General features: G+C 56.7%; 11 protein-coding genes and 1 pseudogene. 6 read left to right on the top strand and 6 right to left on the bottom strand.

Translation table 11 applies throughout. From position 1 onward, the window contains the following. Nucleotides 1-8 precede the first annotated feature (8 nt). Nucleotides 9-785, bottom strand: a pseudogene (locus ABLV11_RS14795) (XdhC family protein); the annotation flags it as partial. 724 nt (nt 786-1509) lie between these two features. Here ABLV11_RS14795 and ygfK point away from each other — a divergent pair. Together ygfK and ssnA are read left to right on the top strand one after the other, a co-directional pair. Beyond that, a complete protein-coding gene (gene ygfK / locus ABLV11_RS14790) occupies nt 1510-4614 on the top strand; it encodes a putative selenate reductase subunit YgfK (RefSeq protein WP_126489258.1) in 3105 nt (1034 codons plus the stop codon). Between the two features lie 2 nt (nt 4615-4616). Continuing rightward, nucleotides 4617-5948, top strand: coding sequence for a putative aminohydrolase SsnA (gene ssnA / locus ABLV11_RS14785; protein WP_348855389.1), 1332 nt, complete (start codon nt 4617-4619; stop codon nt 5946-5948). Between the two features lie 98 nt (nt 5949-6046). On the opposite strand, the gene ABLV11_RS14780 is transcribed toward ssnA, so the two are convergent. Beyond that, nucleotides 6047-6523, bottom strand: coding sequence for a 4Fe-4S dicluster domain-containing protein (locus tag ABLV11_RS14780; protein WP_004103174.1), 477 nt, complete (start codon nt 6521-6523; stop codon nt 6047-6049). Next, nucleotides 6520-8460 carry a formate-dependent uric acid utilization protein YgfT gene (gene ygfT / locus ABLV11_RS14775; protein ID WP_142478423.1) on the bottom strand — a complete coding sequence of 647 codons (1941 nt, stop codon included), beginning with the start codon at nt 8458-8460 and terminating at the stop codon, nt 6520-6522. The genes ABLV11_RS14780 and ygfT overlap by 4 nt, the downstream gene beginning before the upstream one ends. Nucleotides 8461-8970: 510 nt before the next feature. Here ygfT and ABLV11_RS14770 point away from each other — a divergent pair. Next, nucleotides 8971-10446, top strand: coding sequence for a nucleobase:cation symporter-2 family protein (locus tag ABLV11_RS14770; protein ID WP_004103176.1), 1476 nt, complete (start codon nt 8971-8973; stop codon nt 10444-10446). A gap of 133 nt (nt 10447-10579) precedes the next feature. Beyond that, the gene (fdhF, locus tag ABLV11_RS14765; protein ID WP_126489259.1) at nt 10580-12727 is read left to right on the top strand and encodes a formate dehydrogenase subunit alpha; all 2148 of its coding nucleotides are present in this window, start codon (nt 10580-10582) and stop codon (nt 12725-12727) included. Between the two features lie 74 nt (nt 12728-12801). Here the strand turns inward: fdhF and ABLV11_RS14760 are convergent, their stop codons facing one another. The 3 genes from ABLV11_RS14760 to ABLV11_RS14750 form a co-directional block, all read right to left on the bottom strand. Continuing rightward, nucleotides 12802-13407 (bottom strand): CTP--molybdopterin cytidylyltransferase, encoded by a 606-nt coding sequence (locus tag ABLV11_RS14760; protein ID WP_049593016.1) that lies wholly within the window; start codon nt 13405-13407, stop codon nt 12802-12804. 65 nt (nt 13408-13472) lie between these two features. Further along, nucleotides 13473-13931 (bottom strand): (2Fe-2S)-binding protein, encoded by a 459-nt coding sequence (locus ABLV11_RS14755; protein WP_004103181.1) that lies wholly within the window; start codon nt 13929-13931, stop codon nt 13473-13475. A 12-nt stretch (nt 13932-13943) separates the two neighbouring features. Beyond that, a complete protein-coding gene (locus tag ABLV11_RS14750) occupies nt 13944-17156 on the bottom strand; it encodes a molybdopterin cofactor-binding domain-containing protein (RefSeq protein WP_348855385.1) in 3213 nt (1070 codons plus the stop codon). 1011 nt (nt 17157-18167) lie between these two features. Between ABLV11_RS14750 and ABLV11_RS14745 the strand changes: the two genes are divergently transcribed. Continuing rightward, nucleotides 18168-19607, top strand: coding sequence for a sugar porter family MFS transporter (locus ABLV11_RS14745; RefSeq protein ID WP_004113687.1), 1440 nt, complete (start codon nt 18168-18170; stop codon nt 19605-19607). Further along, on the top strand, nt 19604-20038 hold the full coding sequence (locus ABLV11_RS14740; RefSeq protein ID WP_004103186.1) for a PTS sugar transporter subunit IIA: 435 nt from the start codon (nt 19604-19606) through the stop codon (nt 20036-20038). The genes ABLV11_RS14745 and ABLV11_RS14740 overlap by 4 nt, the downstream gene beginning before the upstream one ends. Nucleotides 20039-20133: the final 95 nt, after the last annotated feature.

Genomic DNA, 20133 nt, shown 5'->3' with positions numbered 1-20133 from the left:
ACCTGATCCATAAGCCCCCCAGGCGCGCCGTTTTTCACCTGCAGGATTTCCGCCAGTACGCTGATAGCAATCTCGTTTGGCGTCTCGGCGCCGATGTCATAACCAATCGGCGCCCGAAGGCGGCTGATATCCGCCTCCGGCACGCCGTTCTCCCGCATCTGGCGTAAAAAAGCCTGCACTTTCCGTCGGCTGGCCAGCAGCCCAAGCCAGGCTACCGGCTGGGTTATCAGCCTGTCCAGCGCCTCGCGATCCTGATTGTTGGTGGCTATCAGTACGAAATCCTGCGGCCGCACCGCCATCGCCTCGACCACTTCCGTAAAGCTGGAGCCATGGACCAGCCTCGCCGAAAGCGGAAAAGCCTCCGGGCAAAGGCTGGCGGGATAGATATCGCCCACGCAGATGTCAAAATCCACCAGCGCCGCGGCGTGGGCAACCGCACGATTGACGTGCCCGGCGCCGACCAACAGCAGGCGCGGGCGCAGGCCGTGAACGCTGATATAAACCGACATCGCGCCGCCGCAGTCGGAGCCCACGGCGTCGCTACCGGTGCGCGCCATGCGGCCGTGGAACATTCGCGACTCCCGCTCGCTCAGCGCCTCCAGCGCCTCATCGATGACTTTACGCTCCACCATCCCGCCGCCAATGGTGCCCACAATCGAGCCGTCCTCCCGGATGAGCATCTGAGCGGAGTGTCGGGGGGTAGAGCCCCGGCTTTCGACAATCTGCGCCAGGGCAAAGGGACGGTTCTGCTCCTCAAGTCGTGCAGCTTCTGCAAAAATATTCATACTAACCTCAAAGGCGATGTTTACGGCTCTATATCCTTCATACTTCAAGTTGCATGTGCGTTGGCTTTCCTCGCTCACCCCAGTCACTTACTAGAGTAAGCTCCTGGGGATTCACTGCGTTGCCGCGTGATTCGCCCCTACGGGACTCACACTTTCAGGGCCAGCGCAAGCGCTGTTCAAAACGGTTAACCGTTTTGTCCTGCAACTCGAATTATTTTGGGTATATTTGTTTATCTGCGATATTTCCCGGGTTCTCAGTTTGAGAGTCTACCCGGCGTTGAAATAGCGTCGCAGCGACCCGTAGCAACTATGCAATATTTATACTTAGCCACTATTTTTCATCGTAAATTGTGAGCCAGGTCATTTCGTTAGCCCTATTGACGCTGCAACGAGGGTATCTCATCGATTATTTCCTCGGTTACCGCAGCAAAAATAAGCCGCCTGCTGAAATCACCGCCGAATAGCCGACATAAATTATCATTCTGATATTCCGGATCTGATTTTGAGAAATCTCGCCGAATGATAAAGCGTATTGATTTAAGTTCTCATTTACCCGCTATGGAATTATTCGCCCGGCATCGTCGAGTTTCGACCTGGTTCACAAATTAATTATTTCGCCGCCGCGGTTTGAATAACTGGTGTGATTGTTGCTCCTCTTTCGTTATCCGTCGGGATTATTACCACCGGCAATGTCGATCTTACAATGATATCTAAGGAGAGGGTTATGGGAGATATAATGCGTCCCGTGCCGTTTGAGGAGCTTTTAACGCGCATTTTCGACGAGTATCAGAGTCAGCGGACTATTTTTGGCATTCCCGAGCAACAGTTTTACACGCCGCAGGCGCAGAGGTCGATCGGCGTATTCGGCGAAAGCTGTGCGACGCCGCTCGGCCCGGCAGCAGGGCCGCATACCCAGCTGGCGCAAAACATCATTACCGCATGGCTCACCGGCGGGCGGTTTATCGAGCTGAAAACCGTACAGATCCTTGACCGGCTGGAGCTGGAAAAACCCTGTATCGATGCCGAAGATGAGTGCTTTAACACCGAATGGTCCACCGAATTTACCCTCAAGAAAGCCTGGGATGAATACCTGAAAGCCTGGTTCACGCTGCATCTGCTCGAGCAGGTCTTTCCGCTGGGCACCCATAAAGAGAGCAAGTCGTTTATTTTCAATATGAGCGTTGGCTACAACCTTGACGGTATTAAACAGCCGCCAATGCAGGAATTTATCGACAATATGATGGACGCCTCCGCCCATCCTAAATTCGCCCAGTACCGCGATACCCTGAACCGCTGGCTGCAAAATAGAACCTTTATCGATCGCCTGCCAACATGCGCGCGCAAAGACGGGCTCGATAACCTTGCCCAGCGCGTGCCCGCCAGGCTGGTGGAAGGGGTGACCCTCTCGACGATGCACGGCTGTCCGCCGGATGAGATCGAAGCCATCTGCCGCTATATGCTGACGGAGAAAAACCTCAACACCTTTGTGAAGCTCAATCCGACCCTGCTCGGCTATCCACGCGTACGCCAGATCCTCGACGCCTGCGGCTTCGGCTATATCGGCCTTAGCGAAGAGTCATTTGACCACGATCTTAAGATCGACCGGGCGCTGGAGATGCTGACGCGCCTGATGGCGCTGGCGAAAGAGCGCAGCCTTGGCTTTGGCGTCAAGCTGACCAACACCCTCGGCACCGTCAATAACAAGGGGGCGCTGCCGGGAGATGAAATGTATATGTCCGGCCGCGCCCTGTTCCCGCTATCTATCAACGTGGCCGCCCTGCTCTCGCGGGCGTTTGACGGCAAGCTGCCGATCTCCTATTCCGGCGGCGCCAGCCAGCTGAATATTCGCGAAATTTTCGAAACCGGCATTCGCCCTATCACCATGGCCACCGACCTGCTGAAGCCGGGAGGATATCTGCGCCTGAGCGAGTGCATGCGCGAGCTGGAAAAAGCCGACGGCTGGAACATGACGCAGATCGACGTCGAGCGCCTCAACGCACTGGCGGAAAAAGCGGTGAGCATGGACTACACCCAGAAACAGTGGAAGCCGGAAGAGCGCATTGATACCGGCGAGCCCCTGCCGCTGCTTGACTGCTACGTCGCCCCCTGCGTAACGGCCTGCGCCATTAAGCAGGATATTCCGGAATACATTCGCCTGCTGGGCGAGCATCGCTACGCCGACGCGCTGGAGCTAATCTATCAGCGTAACGCGTTGCCGGCCATTACCGGCCATATCTGCGACCACCAGTGCCAGTACAACTGTACGCGCCTGGATTACGACAGCGCGCTCAACATTCGTGAGCTGAAAAAAGTGGCGCTGGAGAAAGGCTGGGACGAGTACCGCAGCCGCTGGCACAAACCCGCGGGCTCCGGCTCCCAGCACCCGGTAGCGGTGATCGGCGCAGGCCCTGCGGGTCTCGCCGCCGGATACTTTCTCGCCCGCGCCGGGCATCCGGTCACGGTTTTTGAACGCGAAGCCAACGCCGGGGGCGTGGTGCAGAATATCATTCCGCAGTTCCGCATTCCCGGCGAGCTTATCCAGCACGATATCGATTTTGTCGTCGCCCACGGCGTCAAAATTGAGTACGGCTGCGACCCGCATCTGAGCGTAGAAAAGCTGCAGGCGGAAGGTTTTCGTTATGTGCTGGTCGGCACCGGTACCGATAAAAACAGCGGCGTGAAGCTGCGCGGCGATAACCAGAACGTGCATAAGTCGCTGCAGTTCCTGCGCCAGTTCAACCGCAGCGACCGACTGGATCTGGGCAAACGCGTGGCCGTGGTCGGCGCCGGCAATACCGCGATGGACTGCGCCCGCGCGGCGCTACGCGTGCCGGGCGTGCAGAGCGCAACCATCGTCTATCGCCGTTCTCAGCAAGAGATGCCCGCCTGGCGCGAAGAGTACGATGAGGCGCTGCTCGACGGCGTCGACTTCGAGTGGCTATGCAACCCGGAACAGTTTAACGCCGACGGAACGCTCGTCGTACGCGTGATGAAGCTGGGCGAGCCGGATGAGAAAGGCCGCCGCCGTCCGGTAGAAACCGATGAACTTCGCACGCTGAAAGTCGACTCCCTGATTACCGCCATCGGCGAGCAGCAGGACGGCGAAGCGCTGTCGGCAATGGGGATCCCGCTCGACCCGCAGGGCTGGCCGGTGGTCAACGCCGATGGCGAGACCAGCAAGCCGAACGTCTTTCTGATTGGCGACGTTCAGCGCGGCCCCTCTTCTATCGTCTCCGCTATCGGCAACGCGCGGCGGGCCACGGACCTGATCCTGGCGCGGGAGAATATCGCCAGCAGCTACGGGAATAAAGTCTGGAACAATGTCGATCCGGCGAAGGTGTATCAGCGTAAAGGCGCTATCGCCGTCACGCTGGTGGATAAAAACCAGCGCGAGGCTTTTGTCGAGCAGGAAGCCAGCCGCTGCCTGGAGTGCAACTACGTGTGCAGCAAGTGCGTCGACGTCTGTCCAAACCGCGCCAATATTTCCGTGGCCGTCCCGGGGTTCCAGAATCGTTTCCAGACCCTGCACCTGGACGCTTATTGCAACGAATGCGGCAACTGCGCTCAGTTCTGCCCGTGGCAGGGGAAACCGTATAAAGACAAAATCACCGTATTCAGCCTCGAGCAGGATTTTGTCAACAGCACCAATCCGGGCTTCTTCGTCGAGGGTGCCAGCGTCAAAGTGCGTCAGAACGACCAGACGTGGCAGCTGGAAATTAACGACCGCGGCCAGTTTAACGAGGTACCGGCCCAGCTCGACGCCATGTGCCGCATCATAAGCCATATTCATCAGCATCAAAGCTATCTCCTGGGAGGCGTTGAAGTATGAGTATCCTGATCCTGAAAAATGCCACCGCCGCGCAGATCTATCCGGCGAAAGTGTGGGAGAACGTCGATATTGCCATTGAGGATGATAAAATTCTCGCCGTCGGCCCCGGCCTGTGCCAGCGCTATCCGCAGGCGCAGGTGAAAGAGATGCGCGGGCAACTGGTAATGCCCGGCATGGTCTGCTCGCACAATCACTTTTATTCCGGCCTGTCCCGGGGGATTCAGGCTAATATCGCCCCCAGCCCGGACTTTATCTCCACGCTGAAAAACCTGTGGTGGCGCCTTGACCGGGCGCTGGACGAAGAGTCGCTTTTCTACAGCGGTCTGATCTGCGCCATGGAGGCCGTGCGTAGCGGCTGCACGGCGGTTATCGATCATCATGCGTCGCCCCACTATATCGCTGGCTCCCTGAGCCAGCTGCGCAACGCTTTTCTCAAAATCGGGCTGCGCGGGATGACCTGCTTCGAAACGACCGACCGCAACTTTGGCAGCCGCGAGCTGCGCGACAGCGTTGAGGAGAACATTCGCTTTGCCAGAGAGATCGACGCCGCCCGCGAAAAAGGAGAGCTACCTTATCTGGTGGAGGCCCATATCGGCGCCCATGCGCCGTTCACCGTGCCTGATGAAGGCCTGGCGATGCTGCGCGAAGCGCTAAAAGCCACCGGCCGCGGCCTGCATATCCACGCGGCGGAAGACCGCTACGATGTTTCTCACAGCCATCACCTTTACGGCAAGGACCTGCTGGTGCGGCTGGCGGAGTTCGACCTTATCAACAGTAAGACGCTGATTGCTCACGGTCTGTATATCTCCGATGCCGACGTGGAGCTGCTCAATGCGCAGGACGGTTTCCTGGTGCATAACGCGCGCTCCAATATGAACAATCACGTCGGCTACAACTACCACCTGCCGCAGATCCGTAATCTGGCGCTCGGCACCGACGGCATTGGTTCCGATATGTTCGAGGAGCTGAAGTTTGCCTTCTTTAAACACCGCGACGCCGGCGGGCCGCTGTGGCCGGACAGCTTCGCGAAGGCGCTGAGTAACGGTAATGAACTGTTGAATCGCAACTTCAACGCCCACTTTGGCCGCCTTGAGGCGGGCTATAAAGCGGACCTCACCATTTGCGACTATATGGCGCCGACGCCGCTGATCGCGGAAAATATCGCCGGACATATCGCCTTCGGCCTGGGAGCAAACAGCGTGCGCAGCGTGATGGTGAACGGCGTGATGATCTACGAGGATCGCCAGTTCAGCTTCGACTGCGAGCCGATATTCCGCGAAGCGCAGAAAGTGGCGAAAAAAATGTGGGCGCGAATGGATGCGCTCCCCGCATAGCCCGTGCAAAAATGCTAAACCGGCCTGACAAGCCGGTTTTTTTTGCAGACAGCGCGCGTGAAATGACCCGGCAGCTTACGCGCCGCCGGGCGCAACGTTTATAGCGACAGCAGCGCGGCAGTAGCGATATTGCGCTGCTTTTGCAGCGCTCTGAGCTGCTCTTCGGTCATGATACTCAGCGCCGCCGTCGGGCAGACATCAACGCAGGCGGGGCCGCGCTCGCGGGTACCGCAAAGGTCGCACTTGACGATAACCGGCGTCAGACCGGCCTCCACCTCGATGGTAATCGCCCCAAACGGGCAGGCGACAACGCAGCTCTGACAACCAATGCAGCGTCCGCCGTCGGCTTCAACTTTCTCCGCCCCCATACTCAGCGCCCCGGTCGGGCAGGCGCCCACGCAGGGCGCATTCTCGCACTGATGACACATCACCGGCACGCTAAGATCGTCGAGGCGCATCACCTTCAGGCGGGGATGGAACTCCGCCCCCGGCGCCACATGTTCCAGCGCACAGGCAACCTCACAGGTCCTGCAGCCGATGCAGGCCTGCGAACTGGCAACGATAAAACTGGTCATATCTCCTCCCGGGCCCTGAATTGCGTCAACATCTCGCTGGCCGCCTGCCGCCCGGCGACCATGGCGGTAACCACCAGGTCCGCCCCGGTCACGGCGTCACCGCCGGCAAAGATTTTGTCATGGCTGGTTTGCGTCGTTCCGCGCCCTTTTCCACCGGTGACTATCTGCCCCCAGCGGTCCAGCTTAATGCCGTGGCCGCGTAGCCACGGCATCTCGTGAGCCTGAAAGCCAAACGCCATAATGAGCACATCGGCTTGAAGTTCAAACCCGGAATCCGGGATCGGCTGCGGCCGGCGGCGGCCGTCCGGACCCGGCTCGCCCATCTTCGTGCGGATCATCTCCACCGCGCAGACCTGCCCCTTACGGTTGAGCTGAATGCGCTGCGGCTGCACGTTAAACTCAAATTTCACGCCCTCTTCCCGCGCGTTCACCACCTCTTTTTTCGATCCGGGCATGCTCAGTTCATCGCGACGGTAAGCGCAGGTCACGCTCGCTGCGCCGCGGCGAACGGCGGTGCGCAGACAGTCCATCGCCGTATCTCCCCCGCCAAGCACCACCACGCGTTTCCCCTTGATGTCGGTCAGCGGATACTCGGCGCTCTCTTCAAGCCCCATCACCTCGCGGGTGCTGGCAATCAGGAACGGCAGGGCCTGAATCACGCCGGGGGCGTTCTCTCCCCCCAGACCGGCGGCCATCAGACCGTAGGTGCCCACGCCGAGGAAGACGGCGTCATAGTTTTTCAGCAGATCGGCAAAAGCCACGTCGCGCCCCACCTCCTGATTGAGATGAAAATTGACGCCCATGGCGCTAAAAATGTCGCGGCGCATCTCAAGCACCTTTTTATCCAGCTTGAACGGCGGGATACCGAAGGTCAGCAGACCGCCGATCTCCGGATGGCGGTCAAAAACATCAACGTGCACGCCCGCGCGCACGAGAATATCGGCGCAGCCCAGACCGGCAGGCCCGGCGCCGATCACCGCCACCCGCTCCGGTCGCGGGGCCACTTTGTCGATTGTCGGCCGCCAGCCCATCGCCAGCGCGGTATCGGTGATATAGCGCTCAAGGTTGCCAATGGCGACCGAGCCGCCTTCGTTCTTGAGCGTGCAGGCCCCTTCGCACAGCCTGTCCTGTGGACAGACCCGGCCGCAAATCTCCGGCAGGGAGCTGCTCTGATGGCATAACTCCGCCGCCTCGATAATCTTGCCCTCGTTCACCAGGCGAATGAAATCGGGAATATGATTATGTAAAGGACAGGTCCAGTTGCACCATGCCTTCTGCGCGCAGTAGAGACAGCGTTCGCTCTCATACTCCGCATCGCACTCGCTCAGCGGCTGATAAATTTCCCGGAAGTGCTGCATGCGGTCATCGGCGGGCACTTTTTTTGCGCCAACGCGCGGAGGTTTATTGAGTATCGCCCGACGTCTTACGCCGCGAACGGCTTCCAGCGGGGTTTCCAGCGCGGAGCGGATCTGCCGCGCGGTACGCAGCTGGTTAACCGCGGCTTCATCCATCAGACGCAGCGCCTGGGTTGGACAGCTGGCCACGCACGCCTGCTGACCGGAAGGATGCTGACGGCAAAGATCGCATTTCTGCGCCAGCTGCGGCGCGTCGTCATCGTTGGCCACCATCTCAATCGCCCCAAAGGGACAGGCGATGACGCAGTTTTTACAGCCGATGCACAGCGCCTCTGTAAACTGAACGCTGTCGTTGGCTACGATCAGCGCCTGGGTCGGGCAAGCGCCGACGCAGGGAGCGTCGTTGCAGTGGCGGCAGGTTGTCGCACTGCTGGCGTTGCGGTGGAAGAACACCCGAATACGCGGCAGAAAGTCGCTGCGCTGCTGGGGCCAGCTGTCCTGGCGATGAGAGGTGACGCAGGCCACTTCACAGGCGTGGCAGCCAATACAGTTTGCAGAATCGGCAACAATAAATTTATTCATTTGCTTCCCTTTATTATTCCAGGACTCACCGGGAAGCGATGCAATAATCAGGCGATTTTTTTCAGGGTATTCATATGCTGCTCATTTTTGCGAGCCGCCTCAAAAAAAAGTGCCCCTCAGCGTAACGGCGAGATAATTATCCACGCGCGCTGAGGGAAAATTATTCGCTGCGTTCTGGATTTAATCATGTTGATAATTCAACGTATCGTGCGTAATACCAAAATGAGATTATCCCTATCTCAATGTGATAGCGCACATTTTTTGCCAACGCGTCTTATTTAAAGATATGGCCCTCAGAGAGATATTCCGCCCTTTTTCCCGTGAGTTATTTCACACAATTCCTCTTCGATTCTCCGGATATTTATTTTTGGCACATCTTACGCATATCACTCAACGTGCGCGCAACACGCTGGTGAACGCATCAGCTCAGGGAGGCAGCGGCCTTCGAATCGTAACTTCGGCTCCGTTCACGTTTATACGGAGTGAAGTCGTACAGGAGATAACAACTTCATGAAAGATATCGCCAATTCCGCCTCACGCAACGGTCATTCAACCGCACCGGTTGATGAGGTTTTACCCGTTACGCAAATGATTCTTTATGGACTACAGCACGTGCTGGTGATGTATGCGGGCGCCGTGGCGGTTCCGCTCGTTGTGGGTAATGCGGTAGGGCTCCCGCCGGAGCACATTATTTTACTGATTAGCGCCGACCTGTTTATCTGCGGCGCGGCCACCATCGTACAGTCGCTGGGGGTCGGTAAGTGGCTCGGCTGTCGGCTGCCGCTAATCCAGGGTTGTACCTTCGCCGCGCTGATCCCGATGGTGTTGATCGGCAAGGAGTATGGGATCGGCGGTATTTCCGGGGCGGTGATCGTCTCCGGTATTTTCATCCTCTGCTGCGCCCCGTGGATTAGCAAGCTCATCCGCTTCTTTCCCAAGGTGGTCATGGGCAGCATCGTCACGCTTATCGGCATGTCTATTATGCCGGTCGCTGGCGGGTGGATCGGCGGCGGCAGCAGCGAGATGAGCGGCTTTGGCGCCCCCTTCTCGCTGCTGATGGCAGCGATTACTCTGGTGATTATTCTTAATATTTACACTTTTGCCTCCGGCGTGGTGAAAAATACGTCGGTACTGATCGGCCTGATTATCGGCACCGTACTCTGGAGCTGCTTTAAGCCTCTCGACTTTAGTCTGGTCCACGCCACACCCTGGCTCCATCTACCGACCCTGATGCCGTTTGCCAAACCTGAATTTCATATTATCCCCGTCGCCCTGCTATCAATGGTCATGGTGGTGGTCATGGTGGAAACCATGTCCTCAATGATGGCGACCGGGGATATCGTCGGGAAAAAAGTTGACGCGAAAATGCTGCGCAACGGCCTTAACACCTGCGGCATCGCGACCACTATCTGCGGCTTTTTTAATCTGTTTCCCTACGCCGCGTTCGCGCAGAACGTCGGCCTGATCGGTTTAACCGGGGTACGCAGCCGCTTTGTGGTGTCGGTCTCCGGTATCATTCTGATTCTGATGGGCGTGTTCTCAAGGATGGCGGCGCTGGTGGTGCTGATACCAAAGCCGATCCTCGGCGGCGCAGGCATCGTCATGTTCGGTATGGTGGCCGTCTCCGGTATTCGTACCCTGGGGCAGGTGAACTATCGCAACAATAATAACGGCATGGTCGTGGCGTTGACCCTCGGCCTCGGCATGATGCCGGTGCTGGTGCCCAATCTGTTTACCCAGTTTCCGCCGATGGTTCAGCTGTTTCTGCACAGCGGGATCACCATCGGTACCCTGACGGCTATCGTCGCCAACCTCACCCTCAACGGCAGCGTACCTTTCCGCGTTAACCACGAAACGCCGGTCCCCGATCCGGCCCCGCCGAGCTCAGCGGCGCGCAATATGGCCGTCAGAACCGTCAGAATGTGGCTCCTGCTGCGCAAAGTTCAGAAGGAGAGACAGCCTGAAGAAGCCCAGGAGGGACAGTAATGCCCACCCGAATCCTGTTTGCCTTGATCACCCTGCTGCTGCTGGCGATACCCGTCGTGCAGCAGGGAATAGCGCAGGGCCTTAGCGGCCGCTTTAGTTATGCCCTGCTGTTCTAAGTTTAAGGACCACTGCTATGAAGAGAGTAACGACCGTCTGCCCCTACTGCGCCTCCGGCTGCAAAATGCAGCTCACGGTAGAGGAGGGAAAAATTACCCACGCCGACGCCGCGATGGGGAAAAACAATCAGGGCACCCTGTGCCTTAAGGGCTACTACGGCTGGGATTTTATTGACGACCCGCAGATCCTCACGCCGCGCCTGAAAACCCCTATGATCCGCCGCCAGCGCGGCGGCAAGCTGGAATCCGTCTCCTGGGACGAAGCGCTCGATTATGTGGCAAATCGCCTCAGCGACATCAAGGCGAAATACGGGCCGGACGCGATTCAGACCACCGGCTCTTCGCGCGCCACCGGCAACGAAACCAACTACATCATGCAAAAATTTGCGCGCGCCGTTATTGGTACCAATAACGTCGACTGCTGCGCACGCGTCTGACACGGCCCTTCGGTTGCAGGTCTGCACCAGTCGGTCGGCAACGGCGCAATGAGTAATGCCATCACCGAGATCGATAATACCGATCTGGTGTTTATTTTCGGCTATAACCCGGCGGATTCGCACCCGATCGTGGCGAATCACATCCTCAATGCTAAACGCAACGGGGCCAAAATCATCGTCTGCGATCCGCGCAAAATCGAAACCGCGCGCATTGCCGACCTGCATCTGGCCCTGAAAAACGGTTCCAATATTGCGCTGCTCAACGCCATCGGGCAGGTGATTATTGCAGAGGATCTCTACGATAAATCCTTTGTCGCCGGGCGTTCCGAAGGTTTCGAAGCGTATCGCAAAATCGTCGAAGGCTATACGCCGGAGTCGGTGGAAGCCATCACCGGCGTCAGCGCCAGGCAGATTCGCGAATGCGCGCGGCTGTATGCCACCGCCGGAAACGCCATGATTCTGTGGGGAATGGGCGTGACCCAGTTCTGGCAGGGCGTTGAAACGGTGCGTTCCCTGACCAGCCTGGCGATCCTCACTGGCAATCTGGGGAAACCGCACGTCGGCGTTAATCCGGTGCGCGGCCAGAATAACGTCCAGGGCGCCTGCGACATGGGGGCGCTGCCGGACACCTATCCCGGCTATCAGTACGTGAAATTTCCGGAGAATCGGCAAAAGTTCGCCAAAGCCTGGGGCGTCGGGAGCCTGCCGGAGAACCCTGGCTACCGCATCAGCGAGCTGCCGCACCGCGTAGCGCACGGCGAAGTGCGGGCGGCGTATATCATGGGAGAGGATCCGCTCCAGACCGATGCCGAGCTTTCCGCCGTGCGTCAGGCCTTCGAAGAGATGGAGCTGGTCATCGTCCAGGATATCTTTATGACCAAAACCGCCGCGGCGGCCGATGTGATTCTGCCCTCGACCTCATGGGGCGAGCATGAAGGCGTCTATACCGCAGCGGACCGCGGCTTCCAGCGGTTTTTCAAGGCGGTAGAGCCGAAGTGGGATCTGAAAACCGACTGGCAGATCATCTGTGAGATCGCCACCCGTATGGGTTATCCGATGAAGTACGACAACACCCAGCAGATCTGGGATGAACTCCGCCACCTGTGCCCCAACTTCTTCGGCGCGACCTACGAGAAAATGGGGGAACTGGGCTACGTGCAGTGGCCGTGTCGCGACGAGTCGGAGGCGGACCAGGGCACTTCGTATCTGTTTGCGGAACGTTTCTCCACCCCGAACGGGCTGGCGCAGTTCTTCACCTGCGAATGGCAAGCGCCGATCGATAAGCTGAGCGACGAGTATCCACTGGTGCTCTCCACGGTGCGCGAAGTGGGCCACTACTCCTGCCGTTCGATGACCGGCAACTGCGCGGCGCTGGCCAAACTGGCGGACGAACCGGGCTACATCCAGATCAACACCGCCGACGCAAAACGTCTCGGCATTGAGGACGAAGAACTGGTGTGGGTTCACTCGCGCAAAGGCAAGGTGATTTCCCGGGCGAAGATCAGCGACAGGCCGAATAAAGGGGCCGTCTATATGACCTATCAATGGTGGATCGGCGCCTGCAACGAGCTGGTCACCGAGAATCTCAGCCCAATCACCAAAACCCCCGAGTACAAGTACTGCGCCGTTAACGTTGAGCGCATTGCCGATCGGCAAGCCGCCGAAAGGTACGTCATTGAGGAATACAGCAAGCTGAAAGCCCGCCTGCGCGAAAGCGCCGCGGGGTAAAAAATATCGCCCCGGCGGTCAATCCCCGGGGCGATATTGTCTCTGCTTATTTTTTCTGGTGACGTCCATCAACGCTATCCGACAGCCGTCAGATCCTTGCGGCAGCGGCGCGCGACCGCAAGATACTGCTGCGGAGTGTCTACATCCCAGTGAATTCCCTGATTCTCCACCGGGATAACGCGTACTGCCATCTGACCGATGACCTCCCTCAGGGTGGCCTCTTCCGCCGCGTGGTTAATCAAAGATATCGCCCGCTGCGGCAGAAGTACCGGGTGGCCTTTTCCGCGATCGTAAGCCGGAATGAGGCAGCTTTCCGCGTCGGCGTTGGCCCATAGCCTGCGGTATACGCCCGGCGTGACCTCCGGCATATCGCCCAGCGCCAGAAAGAAACGCGAAGCGCGGATATGGCTCACCCCGCACTGAATCGAAGAGAACATGCCCTCCTGATATCGCGGGTTAAAGACCACCTCAACGCCCGGATGGTCCTGATAGCACGCGGCCAACTCATCGCCGCGAAACCCCGTGACCAGCACCACCCGATCGCAGAACGCCAGGGCGCTGGCCAGGGCGCTATCCAGAATCGTTCCTTCGCCCCACGGCATCATCATTTTCCACTTGCCCATGCGGCTTGAGAGCCCGGCAGCCAGCATAATGCACTGCTTATCGACTTTTTTTCTCATTGTCATCCTCCTCCTGCGGCCGAAAAAGCGCCGCCGTCAACTGGCGACGGCGGCGCTTACGATGGTCAGGATTTCAGCACGGCTTTAATCGAGGTGATGATCGGCTGATATCCCGTACAGCGGCAGATATTTCCCTCCAGCGCCTCTTTCAGCTCATCGTCGCTGGGGGCCGGGTTGGCATCCAGCAGCGCTTTAGCGCTCATCAATACGCCGGGGGTGCAGAAGCCGCACTGAACGCCGCCGTGACGAATAAAGGCATTCTGCAATTTTTTGCCGACCGGATCGTGATGCAGCGCTTCGACGGTAGTGACCTCCGCCCCGTTGCACTGGGCGGCCAGCAGCAGGCAGGAGCAGACCGATTTTCCGTCCAGAATGACGGTGCAGGCGCCGCACTCACCCACCGAACAGCCCTCTTTGGTGCCGGTTAACTTGAGATCTTCACGTAGAAAATCGATCAGGCGGACATTGTCTTTAACATCGCGGGCAATGCGGATGCCATTCACTTTTAGCTCAATATGGTTCATGTTCATGGCTCCTTATTTCTTCTGCTCTGTCATGACTTCCTGCAGCATCTGCCGGAACATATCGATAAATACGGGGACTTTATAGGGGGCTGACCAGCGTCCGCCGATGGCTTTTTCTACCTTGTCGTGAAGCACGCCGGCCGCATAGTCGATGGTGGCGGCGTCTAGCGTCTTACCGGTGAGCGCCTGCTCAACCTCAGTCAGCCGCTGCGGTTTAGCCATCAGCGCGCCATCCACCAGACGGCACAGGCGAACCACGCCCTTATCGACCATGAACTGCCCGGTTAAGCTCTGGCGCGTAATGTTCAACGCATTGCGCCGGCCAAGCTGCAGATAGCGATTGATCAGCGGTTGCTGCGTCGGCGCCGGCAGGATAAAGCGGACCACCAGCTCATCGGGTTCAAGAAGGGTGCGATAGCCGCCCACGACGAATTCGCTGACCGGCATCCGGCGCGTTCCGCGCGCGCTGCGCAGCTCGACTTCCGCATCATAGATAATGAGCGGCGGCATGGAGTCCGCGCACGGGGCGGCGTTGACGATATTGCCGCCGATCGTTGCCCGATTGCGCAGCTGCAGGGAGCCGACGGTTTTACAGGCAGTGACCAGTAGCGGATAGCGTTGCTGAATCAACGGATGCTTAACCAGATCGGTAAAGCAGACGCCGGAACCAATTGAGACGCCACCCTCAACGTCAAAAATCTCCTTCAGCTCCGCCAGCCCGGCAATATTAACAAGCGGCACTTCGCCGGACAGCATCCGGGCCTGAACCAGCACATCGGTACCGCCGGCAATAGGCATTGTCCCCTTCTCGGCCATCAGCGTCAGAGCCTCTTTCAGGGTTTGCGGGACGCTCAGCGACAGGGTGTTGAGGCGGTGAACCTGTTTCTTATCGCCCGATTCCAGCATCTGCTCGCTCTGGCGTTCCGGCTTCTTAAGGTTATAGCCGAGGCGAACCTGTTCAAGCGTCAGCGGCAGGGTCCGGTTGGGTCGGTCGATGGCGAAGCTCACCGCGTTGTTGAGGGCCGCAGCGCCCAGTTCGAGCACCGGTTCGCCGATAACCTTCGCCCCCATCGGGCCCGCTTTATCATAGTTTTCCACCGCGATGATATCGATGTGCGGCATATCCTTGATGGTCGGCAGCAGATAGGTATCGAAGTTTTCCGATTTCACCACGCCGTGCTCGGTGTTGAAATCCTCCAGCATGCCGTAGCCGATCATCCCCTGCAGCACGCCGCCGTAAACCTGGCCGCTAAAGCCAACCGGGTTAATGACTTTTCCCACATCGTGAGTGGCGACGACGTTATTGACGGTAATTTTACCGGTGCGCATATCCACCGCCACGTCGGCCAGCTGGCAGCCGTACACCCAGGTGAAATAGGGGCTGCCGCAGCCTTTCTCTTCATCCCAGTGAATATTCGGCGCCACGTGCCAGCCGTAGGCGGAGAGGTTTGCCCCGGTAGCCCGGGTCATATCGCACACCTGCTGGAAACTGAGACTCAGCTCCGGGTTGTGGCGGTTGAACACGTTGCCATTTTGCCAGGCAATATCGTCAATGCTCTGCGCTTTTAGCGTTTCCCTGACGGCGTCCGCCATGCGTTGTTTAATTTTGTTCGCCGCGCTCAGAATCGCCTGCCCGCCCATCAGGGTACCGCGCGAAGCGACCGTTGAGCCGCCGTCGGCGATCATCGCGGTGGCCGGTTCGCTAAACATCACCCGGTCGAGCGCAATACCAAAGGCTTCCGCCGCCAGCAGCGACATGGTGGTCTGCAGCCCCTGCCCGTTCTCGGATACCGAAGTGGAAATGTTCACGCTGGCGTCGGCATTCACCTGAATCAGGGCCGAGGACGCATCCAGCCCCTCCGCCCCCAGAGAGCAGCCGCGATGGCTCAGCGCGAAGCCAATCCCGTAGCGGATCGGGCCGCCTTCCGCGTTAAGTTTTTTATAGTGCTCGCGTTTGGCCTCATATTCGGCCTTGAGCAGCGTCTTCTCCAGCACCTCCTGCGCGGAGACGGTGTGTTCGCTGAAGACCTGCCCGGCCATGCTGGTATCGCCCTGCTTGAGAATATTGCGCAAACGGAATTCGACGGGCGACAGGCCCAGTTCGCCCGCCACGTCATCCATCAGCGATTCGTTGGCGAAAATGACCTGCGGCGCGCCGTAGCCGCGATAGGCCGAGGTGTAGTTGTTGTTGGTATACACCCCCACCAGATCGACGCGCACGTTAGGAATATTATAGGGGCCCGCCGCCTGGACGGAACTGCGCCAGGTGACAAACACCGTCTGGCCGCAGTAGCTGCCGCCATCGGCGATGATGTCAATTTTAATCGCCTGAATACGCGCGTCGTCGTCCACGCCAATGCGGTATTTCATCTTATAAGGATGGCGCTTGTAACTCTCGCGCATCGACTGTTCACGGTTATAGGAGATCTTAACCGGCCGTCCGGTCAGGTGCACCAGCAGCGCCGCGCGGCAGGAGACGTTATCGATAATGTCATCCTTACCGCCGAAGGAGCCGCCGAGGACCGAACGCTTAATATTGACTTTCGCCTGGGGCAGGTCGAGATATTTGGCAATCACCGCCCGGGTGCGGTGAGCGTTCTGAATCGACCCTTCAATGGTCATGATCTGTTCATTATTGTCCAGATAGGCAGTAATGGACTCCGGCTCAATATAGCCATGCTCCTGAAAACCCACTTCATATTCACGTTCAAAGATATGGGTGGAGGCGGCAAAGCCGGCTTCTATATCGCCCTTCGCCGTGTGGTGGCGATTGATGATATTGCTATCGAGTTCGCTGTGGATAAGGCGCGCCCCGGGCTTCATGGCCTCTTCCGGCGAAGTAATCGGTTCCCACGGGGTATAGGTGATTTTGATTTTATCGACGGCAATGCAGGCCGCCTCATAGGATTCCGCCGCCACGACGGCTACCACGTCGCCGCGGTAGGCGATCTCCTTGTCAATAATCGGCGGATGATCGGGAACAATCGCCCCCAGTTTGCGCTGGCCGGGTATATCGTCCCAGGTGGCGATGCGCACGACCCCCGGGACTTTTTCCGCCTCCGACAGGTCGAGAGAATCAATACGCCCGGCAGGGATATCGACGTAGCGGCATACGCCATACAGCATATTATTCATGGTGATGTCATCGCCGTAGACAGCTTTACCCGTCACCTTGGCGAGCCCGTCTACGCGGGGCACCTCACTGCCAACAAGCACTGTATCCATATTATTCAGTCTCCACTCACAAAGAAAGATGACTGAATAAAGCAATGGCTATGCCACCTATAAATAAAGGGTTATTTGAGGGTAAGTTATGTGAAGCATCTCTAAAAAAACCTGCCGCTGAAAAAATATGACATGGATAAGCCTGCCGGGTAATTATCAAAAAGAGAACAGGCGTATCACTATGATAATCGGTTGTTCTCAATTCTCTTTCCCGGGGCCGCCCCGCCGCTAATCATTGACGACATACATAGATCTCAGCCTTCGCTTGCGGTCAAAAAGCGGACTCAGGAGGTTAAGCCGTGAATGTTAACGCTCGCCACGGCAGCAGCTTTTTGCCATCAAATTTCGAATAAAAATTAAAATAATTTCAATAATGGAATTTAAGTTCCATAAAATATGCGGTAAACAAATGTGATATATATCATAATTTTAACAATACATCGGCATACTGATAGCTACCCCCCCCATTTGCAAGCTAAAAAATTACTCTATATATCAGATGATTATAAACAAAGCCCTTGTATAAACAAGGCTGCTACACTTGCCTCACAAAACACACTCGAAACAAAACTTTCAAAATGTGATCTGTTTGCATTTTTATTTCACTTATTGCGTCAATAATAACGTCTCACTAAACGCACTCTGCCCGCCTTAATGGCGCAGCAGAAATCCTAACCCCCCGGAGGATGCAATGAAGGAAGTGAGATCAGGATTTATCAGAACCGTTTATATTGGCCCACCCCTTTTCCACCCTCACGCTGCCGGGGACTTTCTGAACGTCGACCATCCCGGAGGACCCAGCCCCGCATCTACCGATGATTCATCATTAATCAAAAAGAAACCTCTTTGATCGGTTTTATTTAGCGCATAGCAATCGCGCTAAATAGTTGCACTAAGAACAAAAAATTATTTCATCCCGACCGTGCTTCGCCTGGCGCAAAGGCAGGCCATAACGGGGATGGAATGACACGTTTTTATCTCGTGCCGTTAATCAAAACAAAAGGTATAAAAATGTCTCTTATTATGAATCTGAACCTACAGCAGAGAAAACGACTACACCAGATAACCCTGGTTGCGACATTTGGCGGCCTGTTATTCGGTTATGACACCGGCGTTATTAATGGCGCATTTTCCTCTCTGAAACAATATATGGCTTTGACGCCGACCACTGAAGGTCTGGTCATGAGCGTATTGCTGATCGGCGCTGCGCTAGGCAGCGTGTTCGGGGGAAAATTCGCCGATTTCTTTGGCAGAAGAAAATACCTGCTTTTTTTATCCTTTATTTTTTTCATCGGCGCACTGATGTCCGCTCTGGCGCCAGATATCACCGTACTGCTTATTTCACGTTTCATCCTCGGCTATGCCGTCGGCGGCGCTTCGGTCACCGCCCCCACCTTTATATCTGAAGTCGCGCCAACGGAAATGCGCGGAAAACTCACTGGCTTAAATGAAGTCGCGATTGTCATCGGCCAGTTAGCCGCATTTGCCATCAACGCCATTATTGGCATCCTCTGGGGCCATCTGCCCGACGTCTGGCGCTATATGCTGATGGTACAGACCATTCCCGCTATCTGCCTGTTTATCGGCATGCTGCGTTCGCCGGAAAGCCCTCGCTGGCTCGTTAGCAAAAACCGCCATGAAGAAGCGCTGGAAATTTTAAAGCAAATCCGCCCGCTTGAACGCGCAACCAAAGAATTCAACGATATCACCACCTTAATTAAGGCCGAAGCCGATAAAAAGCTCCATTCGCAAAACGCCTTTATCACCATCCTTCAGACGCCATGGATTTTCAAACTCCTGCTGGTAGGGGTGATTTGGGCGGCGCTGCAGCAGACCACCGGGGTCAACGTCATTATGTACTATGGCACTGAGATCCTGAGCAGCGCCGGATTCTCCGAAAGAACCTCCTTGATCTGTAACGTGCTGAACGGCGTGTTCTCCGTCGGCGGCATGTTATTTGGCGTTCTGTTCCTGGTCGATCGTTTTAAGCGTAAAACCATCATTATTTATGGTTTCGCGATCATGGCTACCCTGCACCTTATCATTGCCGGCGTAGACTACACCCTGGTCGGCGACATCAAAGCCACGGCCATCTGGCTGCTCGGCGCGATGTTCGTTGGCGTAATGCAGGGGACGATGGGCTTTATCACCTGGGTGGTGCTGGCGGAACTCTTTCCGCTCAAGTTCCGCGGACTGTCGATGGGCATATCGGTATTTTTCATGTGGGTGATGAACGCCATCGTCAGCTATCTGTTCCCATTATTGCAGGCCAAGCTCGGGTTAGGCCCGGTGTTCCTGATTTTTGCCGCGATTAACTACCTGGCGATTATTTTTGTCGTCACGGCGCTACCTGAAACATCAAATAAATCGCTGGAGCAGCTGGAAGAAGAGCTGTCGGCCAATAAATCTTCAGCACGACTCAATGCAGCAACAAAGGAAAGCGGATTATGATCGATAACATTACGCAAGATAATCTTCATCTGTCATGCCGGGCGAAAAATAAAGCGGAAGTGCTGGCGATGATTGGCGCTGACTTTAAAGCCAGGGGTTATGTCAGTGAAGATTGCGTGGCCTTTCTTGCTGAAAGAGAGCGCCAGGTCTCCACCTTTTTAGGTAACGGCATTACGCTGCCGCATCTGCCTAAATCAGCCACAAACATCATAGTTAAAACCGGCGTTGAGATTTATCAGTTCCCTGACGGCGTAATCTGGGACAGAAATAACGTCATGTTCATTGCCATTGGCGTGATTGCTAAAGAGAGTGAGCACATTGATGTGCTAAGAGAAGTCGCGTCAATCTTTAGCGATGAAGTTATCGCCAGAGCGCTGTCATTGATTGCCAATAAAGCGGACTTTTTAAGGATCCTCCAGCAAAACCAATAAGCACGGCGCGCTACCGAAAGTCGTCAGATAAAAGCCTGCTTGTGGACTGCACCCCAAAAGTTGGACACCCAACTGAGTAAGGTGCAGTTTTTTAT

This window comes from Klebsiella sp. GW_Kp181 (assembly GCF_040062315.1).
GTDB classification, from domain to species: Bacteria; Pseudomonadota; Gammaproteobacteria; order Enterobacterales; family Enterobacteriaceae; genus Klebsiella; species Klebsiella oxytoca.
This window is presented reverse-complemented; position numbering and strand designations above follow the sequence as displayed.

What these genes read in the sequence shown, in the direction of transcription:
- ygfK (WP_126489258.1), top strand. Translation starts at nt 1,510, where the DNA reads ATGGGAGATATAATGCGTCCCGTGCCGTTTGAGGAGCTTTTAACGCGC.
- ygfT (WP_142478423.1), bottom strand. Translation starts at nt 8,460, where the DNA reads ATGAATAAATTTATTGTTGCCGATTCTGCAAACTGTATTGGCTGCCAC.
- ABLV11_RS14760 (WP_049593016.1), bottom strand. Translation starts at nt 13,407, where the DNA reads ATGAGAAAAAAAGTCGATAAGCAGTGCATTATGCTGGCTGCCGGGCTC.
- ABLV11_RS14740 (WP_004103186.1), top strand. Translation starts at nt 19,604, where the DNA reads ATGATCGATAACATTACGCAAGATAATCTTCATCTGTCATGCCGGGCG.
- ABLV11_RS14780 (WP_004103174.1), bottom strand. Translation starts at nt 6,523, where the DNA reads ATGACCAGTTTTATCGTTGCCAGTTCGCAGGCCTGCATCGGCTGCAGG.
- ABLV11_RS14755 (WP_004103181.1), bottom strand. Translation starts at nt 13,931, where the DNA reads ATGAACCATATTGAGCTAAAAGTGAATGGCATCCGCATTGCCCGCGAT.
- ABLV11_RS14770 (WP_004103176.1), top strand. Translation starts at nt 8,971, where the DNA reads ATGAAAGATATCGCCAATTCCGCCTCACGCAACGGTCATTCAACCGCA.
- ABLV11_RS14750 (WP_348855385.1), bottom strand. Translation starts at nt 17,156, where the DNA reads ATGGATACAGTGCTTGTTGGCAGTGAGGTGCCCCGCGTAGACGGGCTC.
- ABLV11_RS14745 (WP_004113687.1), top strand. Translation starts at nt 18,168, where the DNA reads ATGTCTCTTATTATGAATCTGAACCTACAGCAGAGAAAACGACTACAC.